We start from the raw sequence: 21,353 nt of genomic DNA, 5'->3' as shown, positions 1-21,353 counted from the left end.
CCCAGCCTTGGCACAATCAATAAAGACAAGGTTTTCGGTCATCCTTTGCGGGCGCTCGTTCGGGCTTCTTATTGTAAAAATAAATATGGACCACTATTAATAACAACTACCATGAAAAATTCTGTAAAAAACATTGCTTCCAAAAACTTAAACACCTTTCAATCCAAACTAAATGGGAAGCTGATCTTCCCATCTGACACCGACTATAATGACACCCGCAAAGTGTACAATGCCATGATCGATAAGCATCCTGGCCTATTTGTGATGTGCCAAAATGCCGAGGACGTGGTGGCAGCAGTGAATTTTGGAAGAAACCACAACCTGTTAATAGCCATCAGAGGTGGTGGGCATAATGGCGGCGGATTAGGCTTATGCGATGACGGCTTGGTCATTGATTTATCTGGAATTAAGTTTGTGGAAGTAAATACGGCTAATAACACTGTAAAAGTTGGAGGAGGGAATATTTGGCGTGAGATTGATGCGGTTACGCACGAATTTGGTTTGGCCATCCCTTCAGGAATGATCTCCACCACTGGCGTTGGCGGCCTGACGCTTGGCGGAGGCATTGGTTATTTGACAAGAAAGTATGGGTTGACGATTGACAATTTACTGGAAGCCGACATGGTCTTGGCTGATGGCAGTTTTGTTAGCGTAAATGCCAAAGAAAACACCGAATTGTTTTGGGCCATTCGCGGTGGCGGTGGCAATTTTGGAGTGGTAACGTCCTTTACATTTCAGGCACATACTGTAAAAACGGTGGTGGGTGGCCCCACTTTATGGCCCATTGAAAAGGTTGAAGAAATCATGGCTTGGTATGATGATTTTATTCAAGAAGCTCCGGAAGAGCTAAACGGTTTTATCGCCACCATGATCATTCCAGGACCGCCATTTCCAGAGCATCTGCACAACAAGATTTTCTGTGGAATTGTTTGGTGCTATGTTGGAGATCCCGATGAATTTGACACCATCTTTAAGCCGGTATTAGACCGTGAACCTGTTTTTACCCATGTTGGCGAAATGCCATATCCCGGCATTCAATCCCTATTTGACGGGTTATTGCCAACAGGGCTACAATGGTATTGGAGATCCGATTTTTTTAACGAATTGAGTCCAGAGGTCACCGCCCAGCATTTAAAGTTTGGCTCACAGATTCCAACGCCACTATCTCAAATGCATCTCTATCCCATTACTGGCGCAGCCAGTAGAGTTGGCGCAACAGATACGCCATGGGCCTATCGGGACGCCAGATATGCCGGCGTGTATGTAGGCGTCGATCCTGATCCTAAAAACGCAGCTAAGATTACCGATTGGTGTAAAGCCTACTACAATGCATTGCATCCGTATTCTGCAGGTGGTGCGTATTCAAATTTCATGATGGATGAAGGACAGGACCGCGTGAAAGCGAGCTATAAGCATAATTACGAACGATTGGCGAAAATTAAAGCGGCTTATGATCCTGAAAACTTATTTCGGGTGAATCAAAACATTAGAGCTTAATCAATCAAAATGCTTTAAGCTATGTTATTATAAAATGACTTAGCCATTGTTCGTGTTTTTCACAGGCCGTTGTTGGTGTTTTCCACCAACAACGTTTCTGTTTACGATTAAATCACAACATCAATTACAACTACATAAACAGCACTAGTCTAGCGTGTTGTCAAAGGCTCCAGAGTCTCCCAAACCGTATCTGCCAGTATCTTATGACCTTCCACATTGGGGTGAATCCCATCCCCTTGATTTAGCTCCGCAATCCCGCCAACATCTTTCAAAATAAATGGAATAAACGCCACATCATTCTTTGCGGCCAAGTCGGCGTAAAGTTGGCGGAACCCGTTAGTGTACTCCTGTCCCATATTTGGAGGTAATTCCATCCCAGCCAAAATGATGGTGGTGTCTGGGCTTTTTTCCTTGACCACATCAATGATGGCCTGCAAATTGGCGCGTGTTTCAGACAATGCCACGCCGCGTAAACCATCGTTGGCGCCAAGTTCCAACAGAAACAGGTCCACTTTTTGCTTGATGACCCAATCAATTCGGCTTCTACCGCCAGCAGTCGTTTCGCCACTGACGCCCGAATTGATCACCGTATAATTTAAATCCAGAGCATCAATCTTTTGTTGTAACAGGGCAGGATAGGCATCATTACTATCATCCAGTCCGTAGCCCGCGGTGATACTGTCGCCAAAACACAAAATCGTTTTGTTTTTAGTATCATTCGTGACAGGGTCTTCTACGGGCTCTGTAGTATTTTGGTTTTCAGGAGTTTTTTCTGTTTTGGTATCACCACATGACAAGAGCAGTAGTGGCAGAATAAAATAACAAAACTTTATGAGTTTGTGGGAGATTCCGGTTGGTAGAATTGAATGCATTTGTTTATTTTGAGCCGTGGACATAAGTCGCTATTTAAATTAAAATTTATATGCCAAAGATATTAAAGATTACCGGGTTGGAAAAGACATATACCAGTGGTAACAAACAATTAACGGTCTTGCACGACATCTCCTTTGATGTTGATAAAGGCCAAACCTTTTCAATTGTTGGTCCTTCGGGAAGTGGAAAGACCACATTACTCGGCTTGTGCGCGGGTTTGGATGAGCCCAATGCAGGACGCGTGGAGTTATGCGGACAGGATTTGAATGACTTAAATGAAGACCAACGGGCGCAATTACGGAATAAGGAAGTCGGTTTTATTTTTCAGAATTTTCAATTATTGCCAACGCTTACGGCGCTTGAAAATGTGAGTGTTCCCTTAGAATTACAAGGCAACAAAGACGCTACCAAAAAGAGTCGGGTATTATTGGAAAAAGTAGGCTTGGGCGATAGGGTTCACCATTATCCATCCCAACTTTCGGGAGGCGAGCAGCAGCGGGTGGCTTTGGCACGTGCCTTTGCGAATTCGGCGTCTATCTTATTTGCCGATGAACCTACTGGAAATTTAGATTCCGAAACCGGCGAAAAGGTGATTCAGCTCTTGTTCGATCTCAATAAAGAGAACGGCACCACCTTGGTCATTATTACCCACGATTTGGAATTAGCAAATCGCACCCAGCAAATCTTGCGTCTTAAAGGCGGAAAAATAGTAACCAATCAACTGACTCCTGTACTGTGAACGACTCTTCATTCAAATCCAACTTACAAACATCTTGGCTTTTCAAAATGGCATGGCGCGATGCCAAAGCCAGTAAAGTAAGGCTGTTCTTATTTATGGCCTCGATTATTTTGGGAATTGCGGCAGTGGTGTCCATCCAATTGTTCAGCACCAACCTGAAGGATAATATCCAGAGCCAATCGAAAGTTTTGATGGGTGCCGATTTTATTATCAATTCAAAACAAGAGCCCACAGCGCGTGCCCAAGCCATTATCGACTCTTTAAAACCTAATGCCTCAGAAGTCAATTTTGTATCCATGATTGCTTTTCCCAAGAATGGCGGCACCAAATTAGTGCAGGTGCGAGGTCTGAAAGGCGGCTTTCCTTTTTATGGGAAAATAGAAACCCAACCAGCCTCTGTTGCAGGAACTTATCAATCCTCAGGTGGTGCTTTGGTTGACGCTACCTTATTGCATCAATTTGATGTGAAACCTGGTGATTCCATCAAAATAGGTCAACTTACAATTCCGATAGCGGGCGCCTTAAAATCGATTCCGGGAAGCTCGGCAATTTCTACGTCTGTGGCACCTCCGGTCATCATTCCGTATCGTTTTATTGAAGCCACCAAATTGTTGCAGTTTGGCAGTCGGAAGGAATTCCAATATTTCTACAAGACTTCAGATACTTTAAATTTAAAGCAACTCGAAGATCGGTTAGAGCCACGGCTCGAATCAGAGAACGCCGATTTAAGAACCCACATTGGCAGTACCCAACGGCTGGGCAAACGCTATGACAACGTGGGCAAATTCTTGAACTTGGCAGCCTTTATCGCGTTGCTCTTGGGCTGTATTGGCATTGCGAGTTCTGTTCATATCTATATCAAAGAAAAACTAAGGGCCATTGCGGTCTTAAAATGTATGGGTGCGTCCCGATTACAGAGTTTTCTGATTTTCCTGATCCAAATTGCGGGCATTGGTATTGTTGGCGGACTCATCGGTTCACTCATTGGGGTGGGGTTACAAGGCCTCTTTCCATATCTCTTAAAGGACTTTTTACCCTTTACGCTCGAGATTTCCATTTCGGCGCAGCCAATAATCATCGGGGTATTTTTAGGTCTGTTTATGTCGGTCCTGTTTGCGCTCTTGCCATTACTTCGGACTTGGTACGTGTCGCCCTTGGAAGTATTGCGGGTGGACGAACAAGCCGTTCAAGAGCCACTAATAGTACGAGTGATCGTTTTTGCAGCCATCTTGGTGTTTCTCTTTTTATTCGCTCTGTGGCTTATTCATGATGCCCTGTACGCGGTCATGTTTGTTGGCGCTACTGTCATCACCTTCGCTATTTTGGCGGGGGTGGCAGGACTTTTCATAAAAACCATTAAACGGTATTTTCCAAAGAGTTGGGGATTTACGGCACGCCAAAGCTTGCTCAACCTCTTCCGACCAAACAATCAAACCGTTGTTTTGGTGGTTGCTATTGGCTTGGGCACGTTTTTAATCAGCACCCTATATTTTACCAAGGACATTCTATTGGCGAAAACAGAGGTAGGGCAGACGTCGGAAAATGCCAATATCATCATCTTGGATGTCCAAACCGAACAACGTGAGGCGGTGGCACAAAACATTGTTTCCAAGGATTTAAGGGTAGTGAATAATATCCCGATGGTAACCATGCGCATGCACAGCATTAAAGGCCGATTGGTAAACGATATCCGTCAGGACACGACCAGCCAAGTGCGCCAGTGGATCTTGAATCATGAATTTAGGACGACCTATCGGGACACGTTGACCGATTCAGAGGAATTACAGGAAGGTAAATGGATCCCGCGATTGAACCCTGGAGATCCGGTGGTGATTTCCATTTCAGATAACCTTGCGGGAGATGCGAAAGTGGGCGTTGGTGACACAATTGTTTTTAATGTCCAAGGCGTTCTGATGGAAACTACCGTGGGCAGTATCCGGAAAGTTGATTGGGCACAAATGCAGATCAACTTTACCGTTGTTTTTCCTGCGGGCGTTTTGGAAGATGCACCCCAGTTCAACGTTTTGACCACCGCTGTGCAGGACGAATCAAGTTCTGCGGCTTTGCAACGCGATCTCGTGTCCAAGTTCCCTAACGTGTCCATTATCGATCTACGTCAAGTGTTTACGCTGGTGGAAGACATCTTGGATAAAGTGTCTTGGGTCATCAATTTTATGGCGTTTTTCAGTATCATTACCGGCATTATTGTATTGATTGGCTCCGTTAGGACCAGCAAATACCAGCGGGTTAAAGAAAGTGTCTTGCTCCGGACCCTTGGAGCTAAAAACTCACAGATCTTACAAATCTCGGCCTTTGAATATATCTTTTTAGGCCTTTTGGGAAGTTTGATCGGGATTCTATTGGCTTTGGTGAGCAGTTTAGGCTTGGCCTTGTTCGTGTTTAAAGAACCTTTTGCGCCCTCGCTAATTCCTTTTGTAGTCTTTCTACCGGGAATTACGCTTTTGGTATTGGCGATTGGCTTGAGCAATATTCGTACGGTTTTAAAGAGTTCGCCGTTGGAGGTGTTGCGGAGGGAAGTATAATGGGTATAGCATTCTTGCGGGAAAATGAACAGACTTTATGAATCTATGATTGATGGGAATGAAATCCCACGCTGACAATCATTGTTTTCTATTTGACAAGCTAGATGTCGTTCCGATGGAACTCTATGTCATCCCTTCACTTTGTTTTCTACAAAGATGAAGCTCCTCTGGAGCTGAATAGAATCCTGTAGGGATGTTATCTTTGTAACAGAAAATCGCACAGTTTAACCCCATAGGGGCGAAATAACAAAGCAATCTCTTAAGCCACTGTTTAAAAGGTATGCATTGAGCAGCATTTAGCTTCTATAAACAGACTTTATGAAACTATGATTGATGGGAATGAAATCCCACGCTGACAATGAGTGTTTTCTATTTTGCCAGTTAGATGCCGTTCCGATGGAACTTTATGTCATCCCTTCACTTTGTTTTCTACAAAGATGAAGCTCCTCTGGAGCTGAATGAATTCCGTAGGGATGATATCTTTGTAACACAAAAAATAGCAAAAATTAACAAGACCCATAGGAGCGACATCAAAAGGCAATCTATTAAGCCACTGTTTAAAAGGTATGCATTGAGCAGCATTTAGCTTCTATAAACAGACTTTATGAAACTATGATTGATAGGAATGGAATCTTATGCTGACAACCATTGTTTTCTATTTTGTAAGCTAGATGTCGTTCCGATGGAACTCTATGTCATCACTTCACTTTAATTTCTACAAAGATAAAGCTCCTCTGGAGCTGAATGAATTCCGTAGGGATGATATCTTTGTAACACAAAAAACAGCAAAAATTAACAAGACCCATAGGAGCGACATCAAAAGGCAATCTATTAAGCCACTGTTTAAAAGGTATGCATTGAGCAGCATTTAGCTTCTATAAACAGACTTTATGAAACTATGATTGATAGGAATGGAATCTTATGCTGACAACCATTGTTTTCTATTTTGTAAGCTAGATGTCGTTCCGATGGAATTCTATGTCATGCCTTCACTTTAATTTCTACAAATATGAAGCTCCTCTGGAGCTAAAAAGAATCCCGTAGGGATGTTATCTTTGTAACACAAAAAACAGCAAAAATTAATAAGCCCCATCGGGGCGACATAAAAAGGCAATCTATCTAATGTTTGAAAGGTTTGCATTAAGCAGCATTTAGCTTTTAGGCTCTTTTAATGAAGGCTCTTCGCTATTAATTTCGTAAATTAGTAGATAATCATTTATAGAAAAATAATGTCAAACATACTCTCTTTATTATTGATCCAAATACCTTCAAGCACTCCAAACCCGGGTGACACCAGTCCCATCGATTTTTCAAGCCCCTTCGAGGTCATCGTCTTTATCATTGCGCCCATCCTATTGATCGTGTTTTATTTAGTTTATAGAAAGAAGCAGAGGAAAGATAAGAACGAAGATTAAGTTTGATGTCGCCGCGATGGCTCTTTATGCCATTTCTCAACTTTCTTTTTCACAAAGATGAAGCTCTTTTAGAACTGAAAGAATCCTGTAGGTTTGTTGTCTTTATAACAAAACCGTACACATATTATCAAGCCTCAAATAGGGGTTACATCTAATCAGAATCTATTGAGCTATCGTAGGAAGGGTTTGCCGTGGGTAACATTTAGTTTTTAGGGTCTCTTAGTAAACGCTATTTTCTATTAATTTCGTAAATTTATAAGGTAACCATTTACAGAAACACAATGCTAAGCACGCGATATCCAATACTGCTACAAATACCGGAAGGCCTGCCAAACTCAGCCAATAACAATCCAGTCGATTTTTCTAGCCCATTTAATATCATTGTATATATTATTATCCCTGTTCTCTTGGTCATCTATTATTTTACTTATAGAAGGAAGCAAAGGAAAAAGAAGGACAAAGATTAAATTGGATTTGCCCACCTTGTTAAAATTTCATCCATCAGGTATTGCCATGTTCTTGTTGTGAACCCATGGATAGAGCAGGGAAGAGGGAAGTTGTTTAGTTTTGTTTTTCCTCAAAACAGGTTACATAGTTCTTAAAGCCCCATATTTACTACAATTTCAAGCAAGGACTTGCTACAAATACAAGTAACTTTGTATCATGAACTTTACAGAATACTACTCCCGAATTTTAGAGATTAATGGCCAACAGCCCAATCTCAGTTTTGAACAGCATAAAAAAATGTTCAATATTATTGCTTTGGAAATGCGCATGGACGAATTGAACCGCATTGAATATGCGCTCAAAGACCCCGATTTACAAAGGAAAATTTATCAACGCAGCCAATCGGTGCAAGCCCAATTGTTTAAACTTACCGAGTTATCACACGCTGCCAATCTCTTGGAAAAGATGATTGAGGCGTCGCAGCGGGAGTGATATTTCCGTTTTGAACAAAGAAAAGCCTTCGATAAATCACTAGATAACGATCCCTAAACAAGCCGCTCTAAATACTTAATTCTTAGTACTTAATACTCAAAGCTACTCAAACGTATGCCGTTTCTCCGCCGTTGAAGACGCATTCAGTAGTTCATTAAATAATTTGATAGTATTAAAATCTCTATTGATTTCTCCAGATACCGCAAGACCAGAAACACCCGTTGCCAATAAATCCTTAACATCTGCTGTAGTGATGCCACCAACGGCAAGCACAGGGGTTTCAGTTTTTAAGACGTCCATAATGGCAGCATAGCCATTTAAACCCAAAACTGCGGGAATGTTCTCTTTTGTGGTTGTATATCGGAAGGGTCCCAAACTGATATAATCCACTTCCTTATCAATTAAGGCTTCACAATCTTGTAAGCTGTGCGCGGAGCCACCAATCATTTGCCAAGTGTATAAATGTGTTCTTGCAAGGGTTGGATCGGCATCGGTAGCTCCTAAGTGCACGCCATCGGCTTTAACGGTTTTGGCTATTTTGTAGTCGTCGTTGATGATCAATCTGGTTTGAAAATGAGAGGTGATCTCCCGCGCTTCCTGAGACCATTTCAAATGTTTTTTTTCTGAGATATTTTTCAAACGCAATTGTACCAATTCTGCACCAGAAGAACAGGCTTTTTGGATGTTTTCCAAATGTTCTTTTGGAGTGTTGCCTTGCGAGATATAATGTAATTTAGGGATGATCATGACCTTGTTTTTTATTAGGAACGGAATTGTGGCAAGTTAAATACTTTAGGTGGGAAATTAGATGGAGATGTGCAATTAATCGAGAATTTTTGATGCTGTCAAATAACATCGACAAAGACTATTGGTTAAGTTTTATTATCATATTTTGGTATAATCACCTTATAACATCAAATTATTGCTTTTTACTTATCAAAATAAATTTACAAATTTTCATTAAAGCCAATTTAATACAATAATTCCTTCTTAGACGCCCTTCTCCAACCCGCTTGGTTTTGATAGTCAACAAAGAAGATTTTTAAGTCGGCTTGATTTTCGTACTTCACGAAATATATTTTCTTTTTTGCTTGATTCGCATATTTTGTAAAGAACCATTTTCCATCATTCTTACCTGCTTGATTTTCGTATTTTACTTTGAAAACTTTTAAATCGGCTTGGTTTTCATAATCCACAACGAATACTTTTACATCAGCCTGATTTTCATAATCAACCGTATGGATTTTTTGAGCTTTTGCTATGTTGAACGTCAAAAGCAGTATTGAGATTAAAAAAAACTGTTTCATATTCTTGAATTTTAATTGGCATTCTTGGTAACCTAGGTTACAATTAGAGATAGAAGGAAAGCGTATGTTTGTCCTTGTGATGTGAATCACCTAGTTATTATTAATAACCCAAATTTAGAAAAATTATGCGTCATCAATTTTTATTGGTCCTTTTTGTTTTTGTAGGATCTGTTTTGTACACTCCAGCCACTGCACAATCCTTAAGTGTTTCAGATATTGAGAATTCCGTGAAAACGGACGGTAAATATGCGATCCTCGTTCCTAATGCGCGCTACTTTCAAGCAGCCGTTATGACGGGTAAAGAACTTAAAGGCAAGAATCCTACAATGAGTTTTGAGATTGTCATCATCAGTGCAGCAGCTAAAGATTTAGCCACCGACGAAAGTTTGACTTCTTTTATTGAAATGAGTGAAAAGATTGGAGTCCGTATTGTCGTTTGTGAGTCGGCTATGAAGCACTTTGATGTGAAAAAATCAGATTACCACAGGTCTATTGAAACCACACCAGATGGATTTGCCTATATTTTCGGTTTGCAAGAAAACGGCTATAAAACGATCACCTTATAATTTAGTCGGAACGTGCTCTATACAATATCTTTGGGGGTTGTAGTCCTTTTAATTATTATTACGCCTCCCAAACGATATTGTTCTTGTGGTTAAACCAATCCAAATAGTGTTCATTATAGGTTTTATGGATTTCATTTCGCTTGATCTTTAAAGTAGGAGTAAGGAGGTTGTTCTTTTCTGACCATACCTCTTTTGTGATAATAACCATGGTGTTTATTCTTTCATAATTCGGAAGTTCCTTGTTTAAATGCTCCAAGGTTTCCTCACATGAGGCTTCAATAATATCTTTTGATGTATTCATACCATCTTCTGAAAGTTGCACCAAAGCAATGGGATTAGGTAATCCTAAGCCTACAACACACACTTGTTCTATGAAATCGTTTTCTAAAATTGTTTCTTCTATAGGATTTGGCACAATATATTTGCCTTTGGAGGTTTTAAATGCGTCAGATTTTCTACCTGTAATCATTACAAATCCATCTGCTGTAATATGACCGATATCCCCACTATACATCCAGTCGTCTTTTAAAACTTCATTTGTTTTCTCTGCATCATTATAATACCCTTTCATCATATATGGCGTTTTAATAATCACCTCGCCGTCTTCTGGGTCTATTTTAAGTTCTGCAAAAGGCACTACTTTGCCTACGGAATCAAAAGGGGAATTTAAATGGACTGAATTTGTTATGGATCCACAAAGCTCGGTCATCCCGTAAGCTTCGATAAGATGGATGTCGAGTTTCTTATAAAATTCCTTTAAAAATGCGGGGGTGATAGCTGCACCAGTGGCTAAGATCTTACATTGATTTAATCCTAAGCCTTTTAATATCTTGTTTTTAACAATGGTCTTTAGAATTGGAACTTTCAGATAAATATCCAATTGCTTTTTAGGGATTTTACTCAGAATACCTAAGTAAAATTTATTCCAAATCCGTGGTACAGAAAAGAATAGGGTAGGTTGTGTGCCCCGTAAATTCTTTGCAAAAGTGTCAATGTTTTCTACGAAAGATATGGAACCTCCTACGGTGATTGCTGTAGTTTCTACACCAATTCTTTCGCCTGCATGATTTAAAGGCAAATAAGAAAAAAATCGGGAATCTTTAATTTTAAATACCCCAACCCAGTCGGTCTGTTTTTCATGATGCATGATGAGCGCTGGCGAGCGGTGAATATGCATGACCCCTTTGGGTAGTCCTGTAGTACCAGATGTAAATAAGATGGTCCATAAATCCTCCAAATTTGGAATGTAATTTTCCTTAAGAGGTTCATTTTCTTTTATGAGTTCATTCCAATCCAACCCGGTAGTCACTTTTGCATTGTCTTTATAATGCGGAAACCGTATCACTGTTAATCCTTCTGGAAGAACGGCTTCCTTGCTTCCCCATTCATCCAATTTACCAATAAATAGCGCTTTTAAATCGCTTAAATCGATGACCGTTTTTAATTGGTCTTTGGGTAAGCTCGCATAATAGGGCACAGAAACAAATCCGCCCATATGAATCGCCAAATCGGCTAAGACCCAATGGTAACAGTTTTTAGAGTAGATACCAACATGATCGCCTTTCTGTAGTCCTTCCTTTTTTAAAGCGGTCACCATTTTTCGGGCTTCAAGTCCTGCTTCTTTAAATGTCAGAGTCGTCCATTCGTTTCCAAAAGGCTGTCTTAAAAATACGGAATCAGGCGTGTTTTCTTCCCAGAAATAGAAATATTCAATAATGCTCTTTATAGAATTATTTTCCTCTTGCATGTTGTTATAATTATTTTTCAAATAACTTTTTGTTTAAAAGATGAAGTACATTTAAAGGATTCTCATTTATTTTTTGTTCAATTGGAGTTTCAGTTGATTTACCAAAAGCACAAAATCCAGCATTATTCATTACTTATGGAAATTAAACCCGTACGATTCGTTAGTTTTTGACAGAAAAGCATTTTGATTCGTGAAAATCAATACTTTTAGAATCGCCAGCAAATCATACAGGTTTCGGATCCTATAATTGAATTTAATTATAAAATGAATTAGTCATAAAGTCTATCCAAAAATGGTTTGCAACTTCATAGCTACAGACATATCGCCTTTAATTTTTACTTTCCCGCCCATAACCGCAGCCATCGGATTTAATTCGCCTTTTGTTAATGCTATAAAGTCTTCGAAACTTGTTTCAATAACACATTCGGCTGGGTCATTACTGGTGGAAACTTGATTGACATCGCCTTTGCCATCGATATATAATTGCTCTTCTCCGAAATCGAATTTCAGTGTATGTCCGATTGGGTCAACTTTTGCTGTTTTTGCTTTAATGACGTCTAAAAGTGTTTCTAATTGTGTGCTCATTTTTTGATCTGTTTTTAAATTTATATTTGTATTAATTTCGTTTTTAGTTTCTGTGCTTTTTTCATAACTCACATCATCAATGACCATTTTGGCGATAATCTCTCTCATGATTTCTGAGGTTCCGCCACCAATAGTGCCGATTCTGCTATCTCTAAACATTCTGGCGATTTTGTATTCCTCCATATAGCCATAGCCGCCAAACGATTGTAAACATTGGGTCATGGTTTTATCGGAGAGTTCTGTAGCCAATAGTTTCGCCATAGAACTTTCTTTAACCGCGTACTTCCCATCATTATGAAGTCGGGAGCAATGCAGTACAAACTGTTTGCAAGCTTCTATTTCTGATGCCAATTGCGCCATACGATGTCTTAAGACTTGAAACTTGTTAATCGGTCTATTAAAAGCAGTTCGTTCAGACATGTATTGCAAGGTGTACTCCAAAGCCGATTCGCTTGCGGCATAGCCCATAATGGCGCCAACCAAGCGTTCTAATTGAAGACCACCCATTAAATAGTAAAAGCCTTGACCTTCCTGTCCGATTAAATTCTCTTTTGGCACTTTCACGTTGTCAAAGGAGAGTTCTGCAGTATCAGAAGCATGCCAACCCAGTTTTTTTAATTTCGTTTTTTGAATGCCATCAGCATCTAAATCGACCACCAAAAGACTGACGCCACCAGGTCCGGCACTGACATCTGTTTTTACGACACAGATGACGAAATCGCCATAAACCGCATTGGTAATAAATGTTTTAGATCCGTTCAGAATATAGTGGTCGCCTTCTAAAGTGGCGGTTGTTTTTATATTAGCCACATCGGAGCCAGCCGAAGGTTCGGTAATGGCAATCCCACTTATGGCTTCACCAGAAATGAGTTTTGGCAGGTATTTTTCTTTTAATTGTTGCGACCCGTGTTTTAAAATATACGGACTGGACATGTATTGAACCACTGCTTGGGTGATGGCAAAACCGCCTGAAAATACTTTGGCGATTTCTTCAACAAAAATAACATCGTAAAAGAAATCTAAGTCTGAACCTCCAAACTCTTCAGGAAATCCTAATCCTAAAAAGCCTAAGTCGCCCATTTTTTTCCATACCTCAGTTGGGATCCGTTGTTCTTCTTCCCAGATGTCTATGTTCGGAATCACTTCTTTTTTCATGAATGCTTTCAAACTTTCCTGAAACATTAAGTGTTCCTCTGTGAAATGATAATTGCTCATTGGTATCAATTTATAATTTGTATTTATTTTCTTCGATAAAGTGTTTTGCAACGACTCTTCTTTTTTCTATAATATGTTCTGCAGGTAGCTGAATCAGCTTTTTAATCGCTTTAAAGCTCATCAATGCCATTTCCGGGGCTGCACTTGCGTAAATAACTTCTTGGGCAGCGTCGTTTAAAATTTTAGCAGATTCATAGATGAAAATGCTGGTGATGGCTTCTCTTAATTCTGTTTGATGGCTCTTGTTTTTAATGCTTCGCAACACCACACTTTCAAGAATATAGACTTGAGAAATGATATCGGAAAGCCTTGAAAGCACCTCTTGCTCTTTTTCGATGTCTTGTTGGAATTTTTGCATGGCTTGACCGCAGACCAATTGGGCAACCTTTTTACAATTGTCTAAAAACTCTAAACTAAAATCAGCAAAGGATACGGTAGGGTCGGCGGGTTTTAAGTTGCCAGCTTGTAAGTCGCCAAAGGTTTTCATAACTTCTTCCATTAGCGGAATTTTTCCTTTAAAAGCCAATTTTAAAATAGTCCCAGGAATTAATAGGCGATTAATCTCATTGGTGCCTTCATAAATTCTGTTGCCACGAATATTTCTATATAACACCGAGATATCACTTTCATTCGAATAGCCCATCCCGCCATGAATTTGAAGCGATTCATCGACTACAAACTGCTCCACTTCCGAACCAAACACCTTAATAATGGCGCATTCTGTGGCGTATTCCTGTGCTACTTTTTGTTTTGATAAGAGTTCATTTGACGTTTCAGACATGAAGACGTCGTACATCGTATCCATATCACCAGCCAATCGGTTCCAACTCGATTCTAAGGCATAAATAGAAACAGCCATCTTGGCGATTTTTTCTTGAATAGCACCATAGGATGCAATGGTTTGGTTAAACTGAACGCGTTGGTTGGCGTAAGTGACACCGAGTTTAAAAGCTCTTTTTGATATTCCAGATCCTGCGATTCCGATAAACAAACGACCCAGATTTAAGGCATTCATGGCAATCTTGAAGCCTTTATTCCGTTCGCCTAAAAGATTTTCTACAGGGACTTTGACATCTTCAAAAAACACTTGTCGTGTGGAAGAGCCGTGGATTCCCATTTTGTCTTCTTCGGCGCCTAAGGTGACGCCCCATGCTTTTTCAACAATCAAACAGGATAAATTTTCATCACCGTCTATTTTACAAAACACAGAGAAAACGTCTGCAAATCCTGCATTGGTAATCCACATCTTTTGTCCGTTGAGAATATAATGTTTGCCATCGGCAGAAAGTGTTGCTTTTGTTTTACCAGAATTAGCATCAGATCCTGCGCCAGGTTCTGTTAAACAATACGAACACTTAATTTTACCGGCAATAATGCCACCTAAATATTTTTCTTGCTGTTCTGGGGTGCCATAAAAGAGAATGGTATTAATGCCCAAGCCTCTTTGAACCCCCATAGATTGTGCAAATGCAAAACTATCGGACATGATTTCGGATGCCGCCATGTCAGTTTTGATATCGCAACCCATCCCACCAAATTTCTCAGGTACGGATAATCCCAAAAAACCTAATTCGCCTAACAGTTCCAATTTCTCTGGCGCTATTTTGGTGCCTTCTTTGGTATCAAAAACGTCTTTTATAGGTTCAATTTCTCGGTCTAAAAATTCTCTAACGGAGGCTCTAATCAAGAGTTGGTCTTCGGTATAGTCTTCTGGTGTAAAAACACTCTCGGAATCTGCCGTGTAGATTAAAAACGCGCCACCATTTATAAGTTGTTTTGTGCTCATCGGTTTATGGGTTTAAAAAGGATTTTAATACGTTTGGCATTCCCATTTTATCATAATTTAAATGCTGTGCGCCATCCACATACAAGGAAATCCCTGTGATATAGGACGCCAACGGACTCGCTAAAAACGCAACAGCATTGGAGATGTCTTTTACATCACCGAAACGCTTTAGAGGAATGGCTTTTTTGGCTTCAGCAAACATGTCTTGAACAGGTTGCGGATAAGTATCTAATCCGCTTGACTCGATTATGCCAGGAGCAACACAGTTGATTCTAATATTAAAATCGCTCCATTCTTGGGCTAAGGTTTTGGTGATATTTTCCACACCAGCTCTGGCAGCACCCGTATGAATCATCCCAGGAAAACCGCGATGCATATCCGCAATAATATTGACGATGTTTCCTTGTTTTTGAGGAATGAAAAAAGCGTTCGCCATTTCACGGATCATATAAAATGTGCCGTTTAAATTGTTATTGATCACCGCATTCCAACCTTTATCATTCAAATACTCTGCAAGTACAGGAAATTGTCCCCCAGCATTATTTACCAAAACATCCAATCTGCCGTGTTTTTCTTTGATCATGGCTGCCAATGCTTGAATCTCTTCGGTATTTCGAATATCACAAGCTTGATAATCAACGACTCCAAATTCAGAGAGTTTTTCGGCGGCTTCTTTTAAGGGCGCTTCTTTACGTGAGCAAATAATGACTTTTGCGCCCAGTTGCAACATGTCTTTAGCGATTTGAAAACCGATTCCGGACCGTCCTCCGGTAACTAAAACAACTTGATCTTTAAATGTATTTGATTGAAACATAGTTCGTTTATTGTTTTAAAGGGATATTGAGCATGGCTCTGGCTTCTTCTATCGTCGCAACTTCTCTTCCTACAGATTTTGCCAAAGTCATCCCAGCGTCTACCAATTCGCCATTCGATTTTGCCATATCGCCGTTTGGCAAGTAAAAATTATCTTCTAAACCAACTCTAAAATTTCCGCCCATAGCTGCAGCAATTGCGGAGAGTTGCCATTGTTTTCTACTGATCACAATAGATTGCCAAAAAGCACCTTCTGGGACTTGTTTGATCTGATGAATTAAGTTTTCTGCCGTAGCATCAATACCTCCTAAAACGCCCATCACTAAACTGTAACTGGCATTGTCAGGTAGTAATCCCATTTCTCTTAAAGGTTCCGCATTTCTGATATGCCCCGTATCAAAACATTCCATTTCTGGACATATATTGTTCTCGTTCATGGTTTCTACCACCTTGATCATGTCGTCGAAAGAGTTCTCAAAAACACCATTCCAAATAAATTGTTTGGCTCTTTTGGAAAATATCGCATAGTTCATACTCCCCATATTAAAAGCAGCCATATCTGGTTTTGTTGCTGGTAAATGCTTTAAACGATCTTCAATAGAAAGACCAATCGCACCTGTAGAATAATTGATAATGACGTCTTTAGAATGCTTTCTCACTTCTTCCGAAATTTCTTGAAAAACCTCTGTTCTCCAAGAAGGCATGCCGTTGTCTTCTCTGGCATGAATATGAACGATGGCAGCACCTGCATCCACGGCACGTTTTGCTTCCAAGCCTAATTCTTTAGGCGTATAAGGGATGTCCGGACAGTGCGTTCTATTGGTGGCAGCACCTGTTAATGCTGCGGATAAGATGAGTTTTTTGTAAATCATAACTGTAATTATTTTATTGGTCAGACCAATTTGGTTTTCTTTTTTCTTTAAATGCTAACATGCCTTCTTGTGCATCTTTAGACATAATTGTTTTTTGAAGCATTTGCATTAAATAGGCATGTTCCGATTCTTTTTTATTGATATAATCTGCTGCTTCCAATCCCAAACGGATTGCTGTAGGGGAGTTCTCAAGAAGTTTGTTGATAATGCTGTTCACCGTTTCATCTATGGTTTCCTTAGTTGTCAAATGTGTCACTAAACCAAATTCTAAAGCCTTGTTGGCGTCTATGGTGTCTCCATTAATACACCAATCGATAACTTTCCGTTTGGGCATAATTTCCAAAAGTGATGCCATGACTTGAAAAGGAAACAAACCACGTTTTACTTCTGGTAATCCAAGTTTTACATGGTCATTACAAACCACATAGGTTGGTCCAGCAAGGAAGAAAAGTCCGCCTGCATAAACATCGCCTTCAATTTTAGAAATCACCGGTTTGTGTACTTTATTAAATAGTTCTCCTAATAATATCTCCTGATCTGATTTTGGAATGGAGGATTCAAATTCGCCAACCATACCCATAAATGCTTTTAAATCGGCACCAGCACAAAAAACATCTCCCAAAGCGTTTATCACAACAGCTCTTACGGCATTTGTTTGTTTGGCGAATTGCATGGCAAAAGCAATTTCTTGCACCATCTGTGGGTGAATCGCATTTTTCTTTTCTGCTCTATCTAATGTGAGCGTGAGTACGTGCGCTTCAAATTTCAATTGGATAAAAGCAAAGGTTTGCTCCAAGGCTTTATCTACAAGTTCTTTATTGAAAAATTCCATAATTACTTACTGTTTATTTTTAGTAATAAATGATCTACTTGGACATTCTGACCTTCTTCCACAAATATTTCTTCTATAATTCCATCTTCATCCGCCATAATGGTACTTTCCATTTTCATAGAAGAAATCACGATTAAAGGATCGTTTTCTTTAACCACATCACCTGTGGCAACAAGCAGTTTGATGATTTTTGAAGGCATAGGGGAGGTGTAGCCACCTTTTTCTTTTGCCTTCTCTTTTATTGGGAAACGATCTAAGAGTGTCACTTCCACATTTCCAATGGAAGGCGTATGGATATAGGTGAGGTCATCTTTTACACAAATTGCAAAGGTTTTTTGAAGTCCGTTGGTGCTTAAACGAATGCTATCTTCAGAACAATTAATGATTTCAGAAATGCGTTTTTCATCATTAATAATAACTTCAAAGTGGTCTTCTAAATACCGATAATTCACGGTGATCTCTTCATCGTTGATAACAACTGCTTCTTTTTGATGTTCGTAAAAGTTATTTCTCCAACCAGAAGGAATGGCTCTTAATTTTGTTCGTTGTTCTTCTCTTTGTTGCCAATTGTATAAGGTGGCAACTATGGCTAACTCTTCTTTATCTTGTTGATTTAGTGTCGCTATAGCCGTTAAGTCGATGTTGTTTTCAATAAAATGGGTGTCGTACTTTCCAGCTATAAAATCTTCATTTTCTATGATGGTTTGTAAGAAGGCTAAATTTGTTCTTGTGCCTTGACAAATTGTGTTTTTGAGCACGTAATTCAATTTAGCAATTGCGGAATTCCTATTGCTATCATGAACAATAATTTTAGCAATCATCGGATCGTAATGCATTGAAATTTCGGAACCGGTACGAATGGCAGATTCCACTCTCAATCCTTCCACTTCTGGATATCTAAGCATATGCACCGTACCATTAACTGGCGCAAAATTGTTTTCCGCGTCTTCGGCATACACTCTCACTTCTATGGCGTAACCATTGCCTTTGATGTCTTCTTGTTGCACTTGAAAAGGCATTCCTGTTGCAGATTCAATTTGCATTTTCACTAAGTCCAAACCGGTAATTTCTTCTGTAACCGGATGTTCTACTTGTAATCGTGTATTGACTTCCAGGAAAAAGAAGTCGTTGGTAGTCTCATCAAAAATAAATTCTACGGTACCAGCATTATCATAATTCAGCGCTTTTACTGCGGCAACAGCCACGTCGCCCATACGCTCTCTAAGTTCTTGGGTCAAAACAGGAGAAGGGCTTTCTTCAACGACTTTTTGATAGCGTCTTTGGATGGTACATTCTCTTTCTAAAATGTGAATGACATTACCGTGTTGATCGCCAAATACCTGAAACTCGATATGTCTGCCTGAAGCGATATATTTTTCCACCATTAAATCATCATTACCAAAAGCATTCATGGCTTCTCTTTTTGATGACGTAATAGCGTTGTCCAATTCCTCTTCTTTATGAACAATCCGCATGCCTTTTCCACCACCACCATAAGTAGCTTTTAACAAGAGCGGAAATCCAATTCTTAAAGCTTCGGCTTTTAAGGTTTGAGTAGACTGATCTTTACCTTTATAGCCTGGAATGGTTGGCACCTTCGCTTTTTCCATAATGGATTTCGCTTCTGCCTTAGAACCCATGGCTCTAATGGCTTCTACGTTTGGACCAATAAAAATGATATCTTCTTTACTGCAGCGCTCTGCAAAATCTGGATTTTCAGATAAAAAACCATAGCCAGGATGAATGGCATCTGCGTTCACTTGCTTTGCTGCTGCAATGATTTTATTTTGATTTAAATAGGAAGCTGCCGGCTCAGAATCACCAATATGAATGGCAAGATCTGCTTCTTGTACATAAGGTGCATTTTTGTCTGCATCAGTGTATACGGCAACTGACGTAATGCCCATTTGTTTACAGGTTCTAAAAATGCGCGACGCAATTTCTCCCCTGTTTGCAACTAAAATTGTATTGATATGTTTCATGCTATTAGGTTGCTTTTAGTGTCTCCAAACACCATAACTATTTGTGCCTTTAATTTCTTGATTGTACAAAACTGCTAAACAAAAGCCGAGATAATTCCGTGTTTCTTTGGGGTCAATAATCCCATCATCCCAAAGTTCAGACGTGGAATGCCACGCTGAGGATTTCGATTCTGCTTCGGCAACCAACATGGCTTTAATCATATTGGTTTGCTCAGGATTATCAGGAATTCCTTTGGCTTCATTGGATGCCTTTTGAATAATTTCCATCACACCTGCCAATTGTTCTGAACCCATCACGCCAATTTTCGAATTGGGATAAGCAAACAAGAAATTAGGTTCAAATGAACGTCCGTTCATTCCATAATTTCCAGCGCCAAAAGAACTCCCAATCATTAAGGTGATGGAGGGGACTTTACTGTTGGAAACCGCATTGATTAATTTGGCGCCGTTTTTAATGATGCCGCCTCGTTCATATTCTTTTCCAACCATGTACCCCGTCGTATTCTGTAAGAAGAGTAGGGGAATGTTCTTTTGGTTGGACAACTGAATAAACTGCGCGCCTTTGTTGGCTGATTCAGAAAAAATAACGCCGTTGTTTCCAATGATCCCTACCGGATAGCCGTTTATTTTAGACCACCCACAAACCATGGTACTGCCATATTCTGCCTTGAATTCAGAAAATTCAGAACCATCGGTAATCCGCATAATGAGTTCTCTCACATCAAAAGGAGTTTTGATATCGGCAGGAACCACACTTAAGATTTCATCTGAATGATATAATGGGGTTTTAATGTCTTCTGTCGGAATCAAATGTGGCGTCGTTTCTGGCACAAACTCCATAATTTCTCTGGCGATTCTGATAGCATCCAATTCATCTTCCGCTAAATAATCTGAAACCCCCGATTCTCTACTGTGCATTTCTGCGCCTCCTAATTCTTCATCGGTTGCAATCTCATTGGTAGCCATTTTCACTAAAGGCGGACCCGCTAAAAACACTTTGGCAGCTTGCTTTTGAAATATGGAATAATCCGACATTCCTGGAATATAAGCGCCACCGGCAGTAGCATTACCAAAAACCACGGCAATCGTGGTAATGCCTAATTCGGAACGTCTGGTAATTTCTCTAAAGCCTTCGCCACCATAGTTGAATATTTTGGCTTGGTCGGGTAAATTGGCGCCACCACTTTCTACTAAATTGATGGTTGGTAATTTGCATTCTCTTGTAATATCTCCAATTCTTAAGCCTTTAAAAACAGTCGCATAATCTACAGAACCACCTTTACGGGTGCCCACATTAGAGTTGATCATACAAAACTTGCCGTGAACCAAGCCAATGCCTGAAACACTGGTACCGCCAGCACCAAAGCCGTTTTTGTTGTTCATACCGGCTAAAGGCATTAATTCTAAAAAAGGACTGTCTCTATCCAATAGCAATTCGATGCGTTCTCTGGCTAAGAATTTCTGTCTTTTTCTTGCTCGGGTAATGTGTTTTTCATCCCCTTGAAAACTACCTTCCTTATATTTTTTATTCAATTGCGCTACCAAGTCCATCATCTTTTGATAGTTTTCTTTGCTCGCTGCAGCGTTGATATTGATTTTTGATTTTAAAACACTCATCTTAAATTTGTATTAAAGTTGTAGG

The 21,353-nt window shown here is 39.9% G+C and carries 17 protein-coding genes; 6 read left to right on the top strand and 11 right to left on the bottom strand.

The features are described from left to right. Window positions 1-111 precede the first annotated feature (111 nt). Window positions 112-1,497: an FAD-binding oxidoreductase gene (locus tag ESZ48_RS04805; RefSeq protein ID WP_129016193.1), complete on the top strand. Its 1,386-nt coding sequence runs from the start codon at window positions 112-114 to the stop codon at window positions 1,495-1,497. 149 nt (window positions 1,498-1,646) lie between these two features. Here ESZ48_RS04805 and ESZ48_RS04800 read toward each other — a convergent pair whose 3' ends face one another. Beyond that, window positions 1,647-2,369: an arylesterase gene (locus tag ESZ48_RS04800; protein WP_394345720.1), complete on the bottom strand. Its 723-nt coding sequence runs from the start codon at window positions 2,367-2,369 to the stop codon at window positions 1,647-1,649. Window positions 2,370-2,419: 50 nt separating this feature from the next. Here ESZ48_RS04800 and ESZ48_RS04795 point away from each other — a divergent pair, with 50 nt between their 5' ends. The 4 genes from ESZ48_RS04795 to ESZ48_RS04780 all read left to right on the top strand — a co-directional run bounded on the left by ESZ48_RS04795 (window position 2,420) and on the right by ESZ48_RS04780 (window position 8,006). After that, window positions 2,420-3,109, top strand: coding sequence for an ABC transporter ATP-binding protein (locus tag ESZ48_RS04795; RefSeq protein WP_129016191.1), 690 nt, complete (start codon window positions 2,420-2,422; stop codon window positions 3,107-3,109). Between the two features lie 47 nt (window positions 3,110-3,156). Continuing rightward, a complete protein-coding gene (locus ESZ48_RS04790) occupies window positions 3,157-5,652 on the top strand; it encodes an ABC transporter permease (RefSeq protein WP_129016190.1) in 2,496 nt (831 codons plus the stop codon). Between the two features lie 1,229 nt (window positions 5,653-6,881). Next, complete coding sequence (locus tag ESZ48_RS04785; protein ID WP_129016189.1) at window positions 6,882-7,067, top strand: adenylosuccinate synthetase; 186 nt, start codon at window positions 6,882-6,884, stop codon at window positions 7,065-7,067. Between the two features lie 663 nt (window positions 7,068-7,730). After that, on the top strand, window positions 7,731-8,006 hold the full coding sequence (locus tag ESZ48_RS04780; protein ID WP_129016188.1) for a hypothetical protein: 276 nt from the start codon (window positions 7,731-7,733) through the stop codon (window positions 8,004-8,006). A gap of 102 nt (window positions 8,007-8,108) precedes the next feature. Here ESZ48_RS04780 and thiE read toward each other — a convergent pair whose 3' ends face one another. Both thiE and ESZ48_RS04770 read right to left on the bottom strand, forming a co-directional pair. Next, window positions 8,109-8,753: a thiamine phosphate synthase gene (gene thiE, locus ESZ48_RS04775; protein WP_129016187.1), complete on the bottom strand. Its 645-nt coding sequence runs from the start codon at window positions 8,751-8,753 to the stop codon at window positions 8,109-8,111. A gap of 224 nt (window positions 8,754-8,977) precedes the next feature. Next, a complete protein-coding gene (locus tag ESZ48_RS04770) occupies window positions 8,978-9,313 on the bottom strand; it encodes a DUF6150 family protein (protein WP_129016186.1) in 336 nt (111 codons plus the stop codon). Window positions 9,314-9,438: 125 nt separating this feature from the next. Between ESZ48_RS04770 and ESZ48_RS04765 the strand changes: the two genes are divergently transcribed. Beyond that, window positions 9,439-9,879 carry a DsrE family protein gene (locus ESZ48_RS04765; protein WP_129016185.1) on the top strand — a complete coding sequence of 147 codons (441 nt, stop codon included), beginning with the start codon at window positions 9,439-9,441 and terminating at the stop codon, window positions 9,877-9,879. A 58-nt stretch (window positions 9,880-9,937) separates the two neighbouring features. Here ESZ48_RS04765 and ESZ48_RS04760 read toward each other — a convergent pair whose 3' ends face one another. From ESZ48_RS04760 to ESZ48_RS04725, 8 genes are all read right to left on the bottom strand, one after another. Continuing rightward, on the bottom strand, window positions 9,938-11,647 hold the full coding sequence (locus ESZ48_RS04760; protein ID WP_223266360.1) for an AMP-binding protein: 1,710 nt from the start codon (window positions 11,645-11,647) through the stop codon (window positions 9,938-9,940). Between the two features lie 261 nt (window positions 11,648-11,908). Continuing rightward, window positions 11,909-13,426, bottom strand: a complete 1,518-nt coding sequence (locus tag ESZ48_RS04755) for an acyl-CoA dehydrogenase family protein (protein ID WP_129016184.1) — start codon at window positions 13,424-13,426, stop codon at window positions 11,909-11,911. A gap of 10 nt (window positions 13,427-13,436) precedes the next feature. Then, window positions 13,437-15,212 (bottom strand): acyl-CoA dehydrogenase family protein, encoded by a 1,776-nt coding sequence (locus ESZ48_RS04750; RefSeq protein ID WP_129016183.1) that lies wholly within the window; start codon window positions 15,210-15,212, stop codon window positions 13,437-13,439. A 4-nt stretch (window positions 15,213-15,216) separates the two neighbouring features. Continuing rightward, window positions 15,217-16,026, bottom strand: coding sequence for an SDR family oxidoreductase (locus ESZ48_RS04745; protein ID WP_129016182.1), 810 nt, complete (start codon window positions 16,024-16,026; stop codon window positions 15,217-15,219). Between the two features lie 7 nt (window positions 16,027-16,033). Continuing rightward, entirely contained in the window at window positions 16,034-16,897 is an 864-nt protein-coding gene (locus ESZ48_RS04740) for a BKACE family enzyme (RefSeq protein WP_129016181.1), read from the bottom strand. A 13-nt stretch (window positions 16,898-16,910) separates the two neighbouring features. Next, window positions 16,911-17,729 (bottom strand): enoyl-CoA hydratase-related protein, encoded by an 819-nt coding sequence (locus ESZ48_RS04735; RefSeq protein ID WP_129016180.1) that lies wholly within the window; start codon window positions 17,727-17,729, stop codon window positions 16,911-16,913. A 2-nt stretch (window positions 17,730-17,731) separates the two neighbouring features. Further along, window positions 17,732-19,711, bottom strand: a complete 1,980-nt coding sequence (locus ESZ48_RS04730; RefSeq protein ID WP_129016179.1) for an acetyl/propionyl/methylcrotonyl-CoA carboxylase subunit alpha — start codon at window positions 19,709-19,711, stop codon at window positions 17,732-17,734. A gap of 15 nt (window positions 19,712-19,726) precedes the next feature. Further along, entirely contained in the window at window positions 19,727-21,328 is a 1,602-nt protein-coding gene (locus tag ESZ48_RS04725; protein ID WP_129016178.1) for an acyl-CoA carboxylase subunit beta, read from the bottom strand. Between the last annotated feature and the right edge of the window lie 25 nt (window positions 21,329-21,353).

Source organism: Gelidibacter gilvus, assembly GCF_004115975.1.
Classification (GTDB): Bacteria; Bacteroidota; Bacteroidia; order Flavobacteriales; family Flavobacteriaceae; genus Gelidibacter; species Gelidibacter gilvus.
This window is presented reverse-complemented; position numbering and strand designations above follow the sequence as displayed.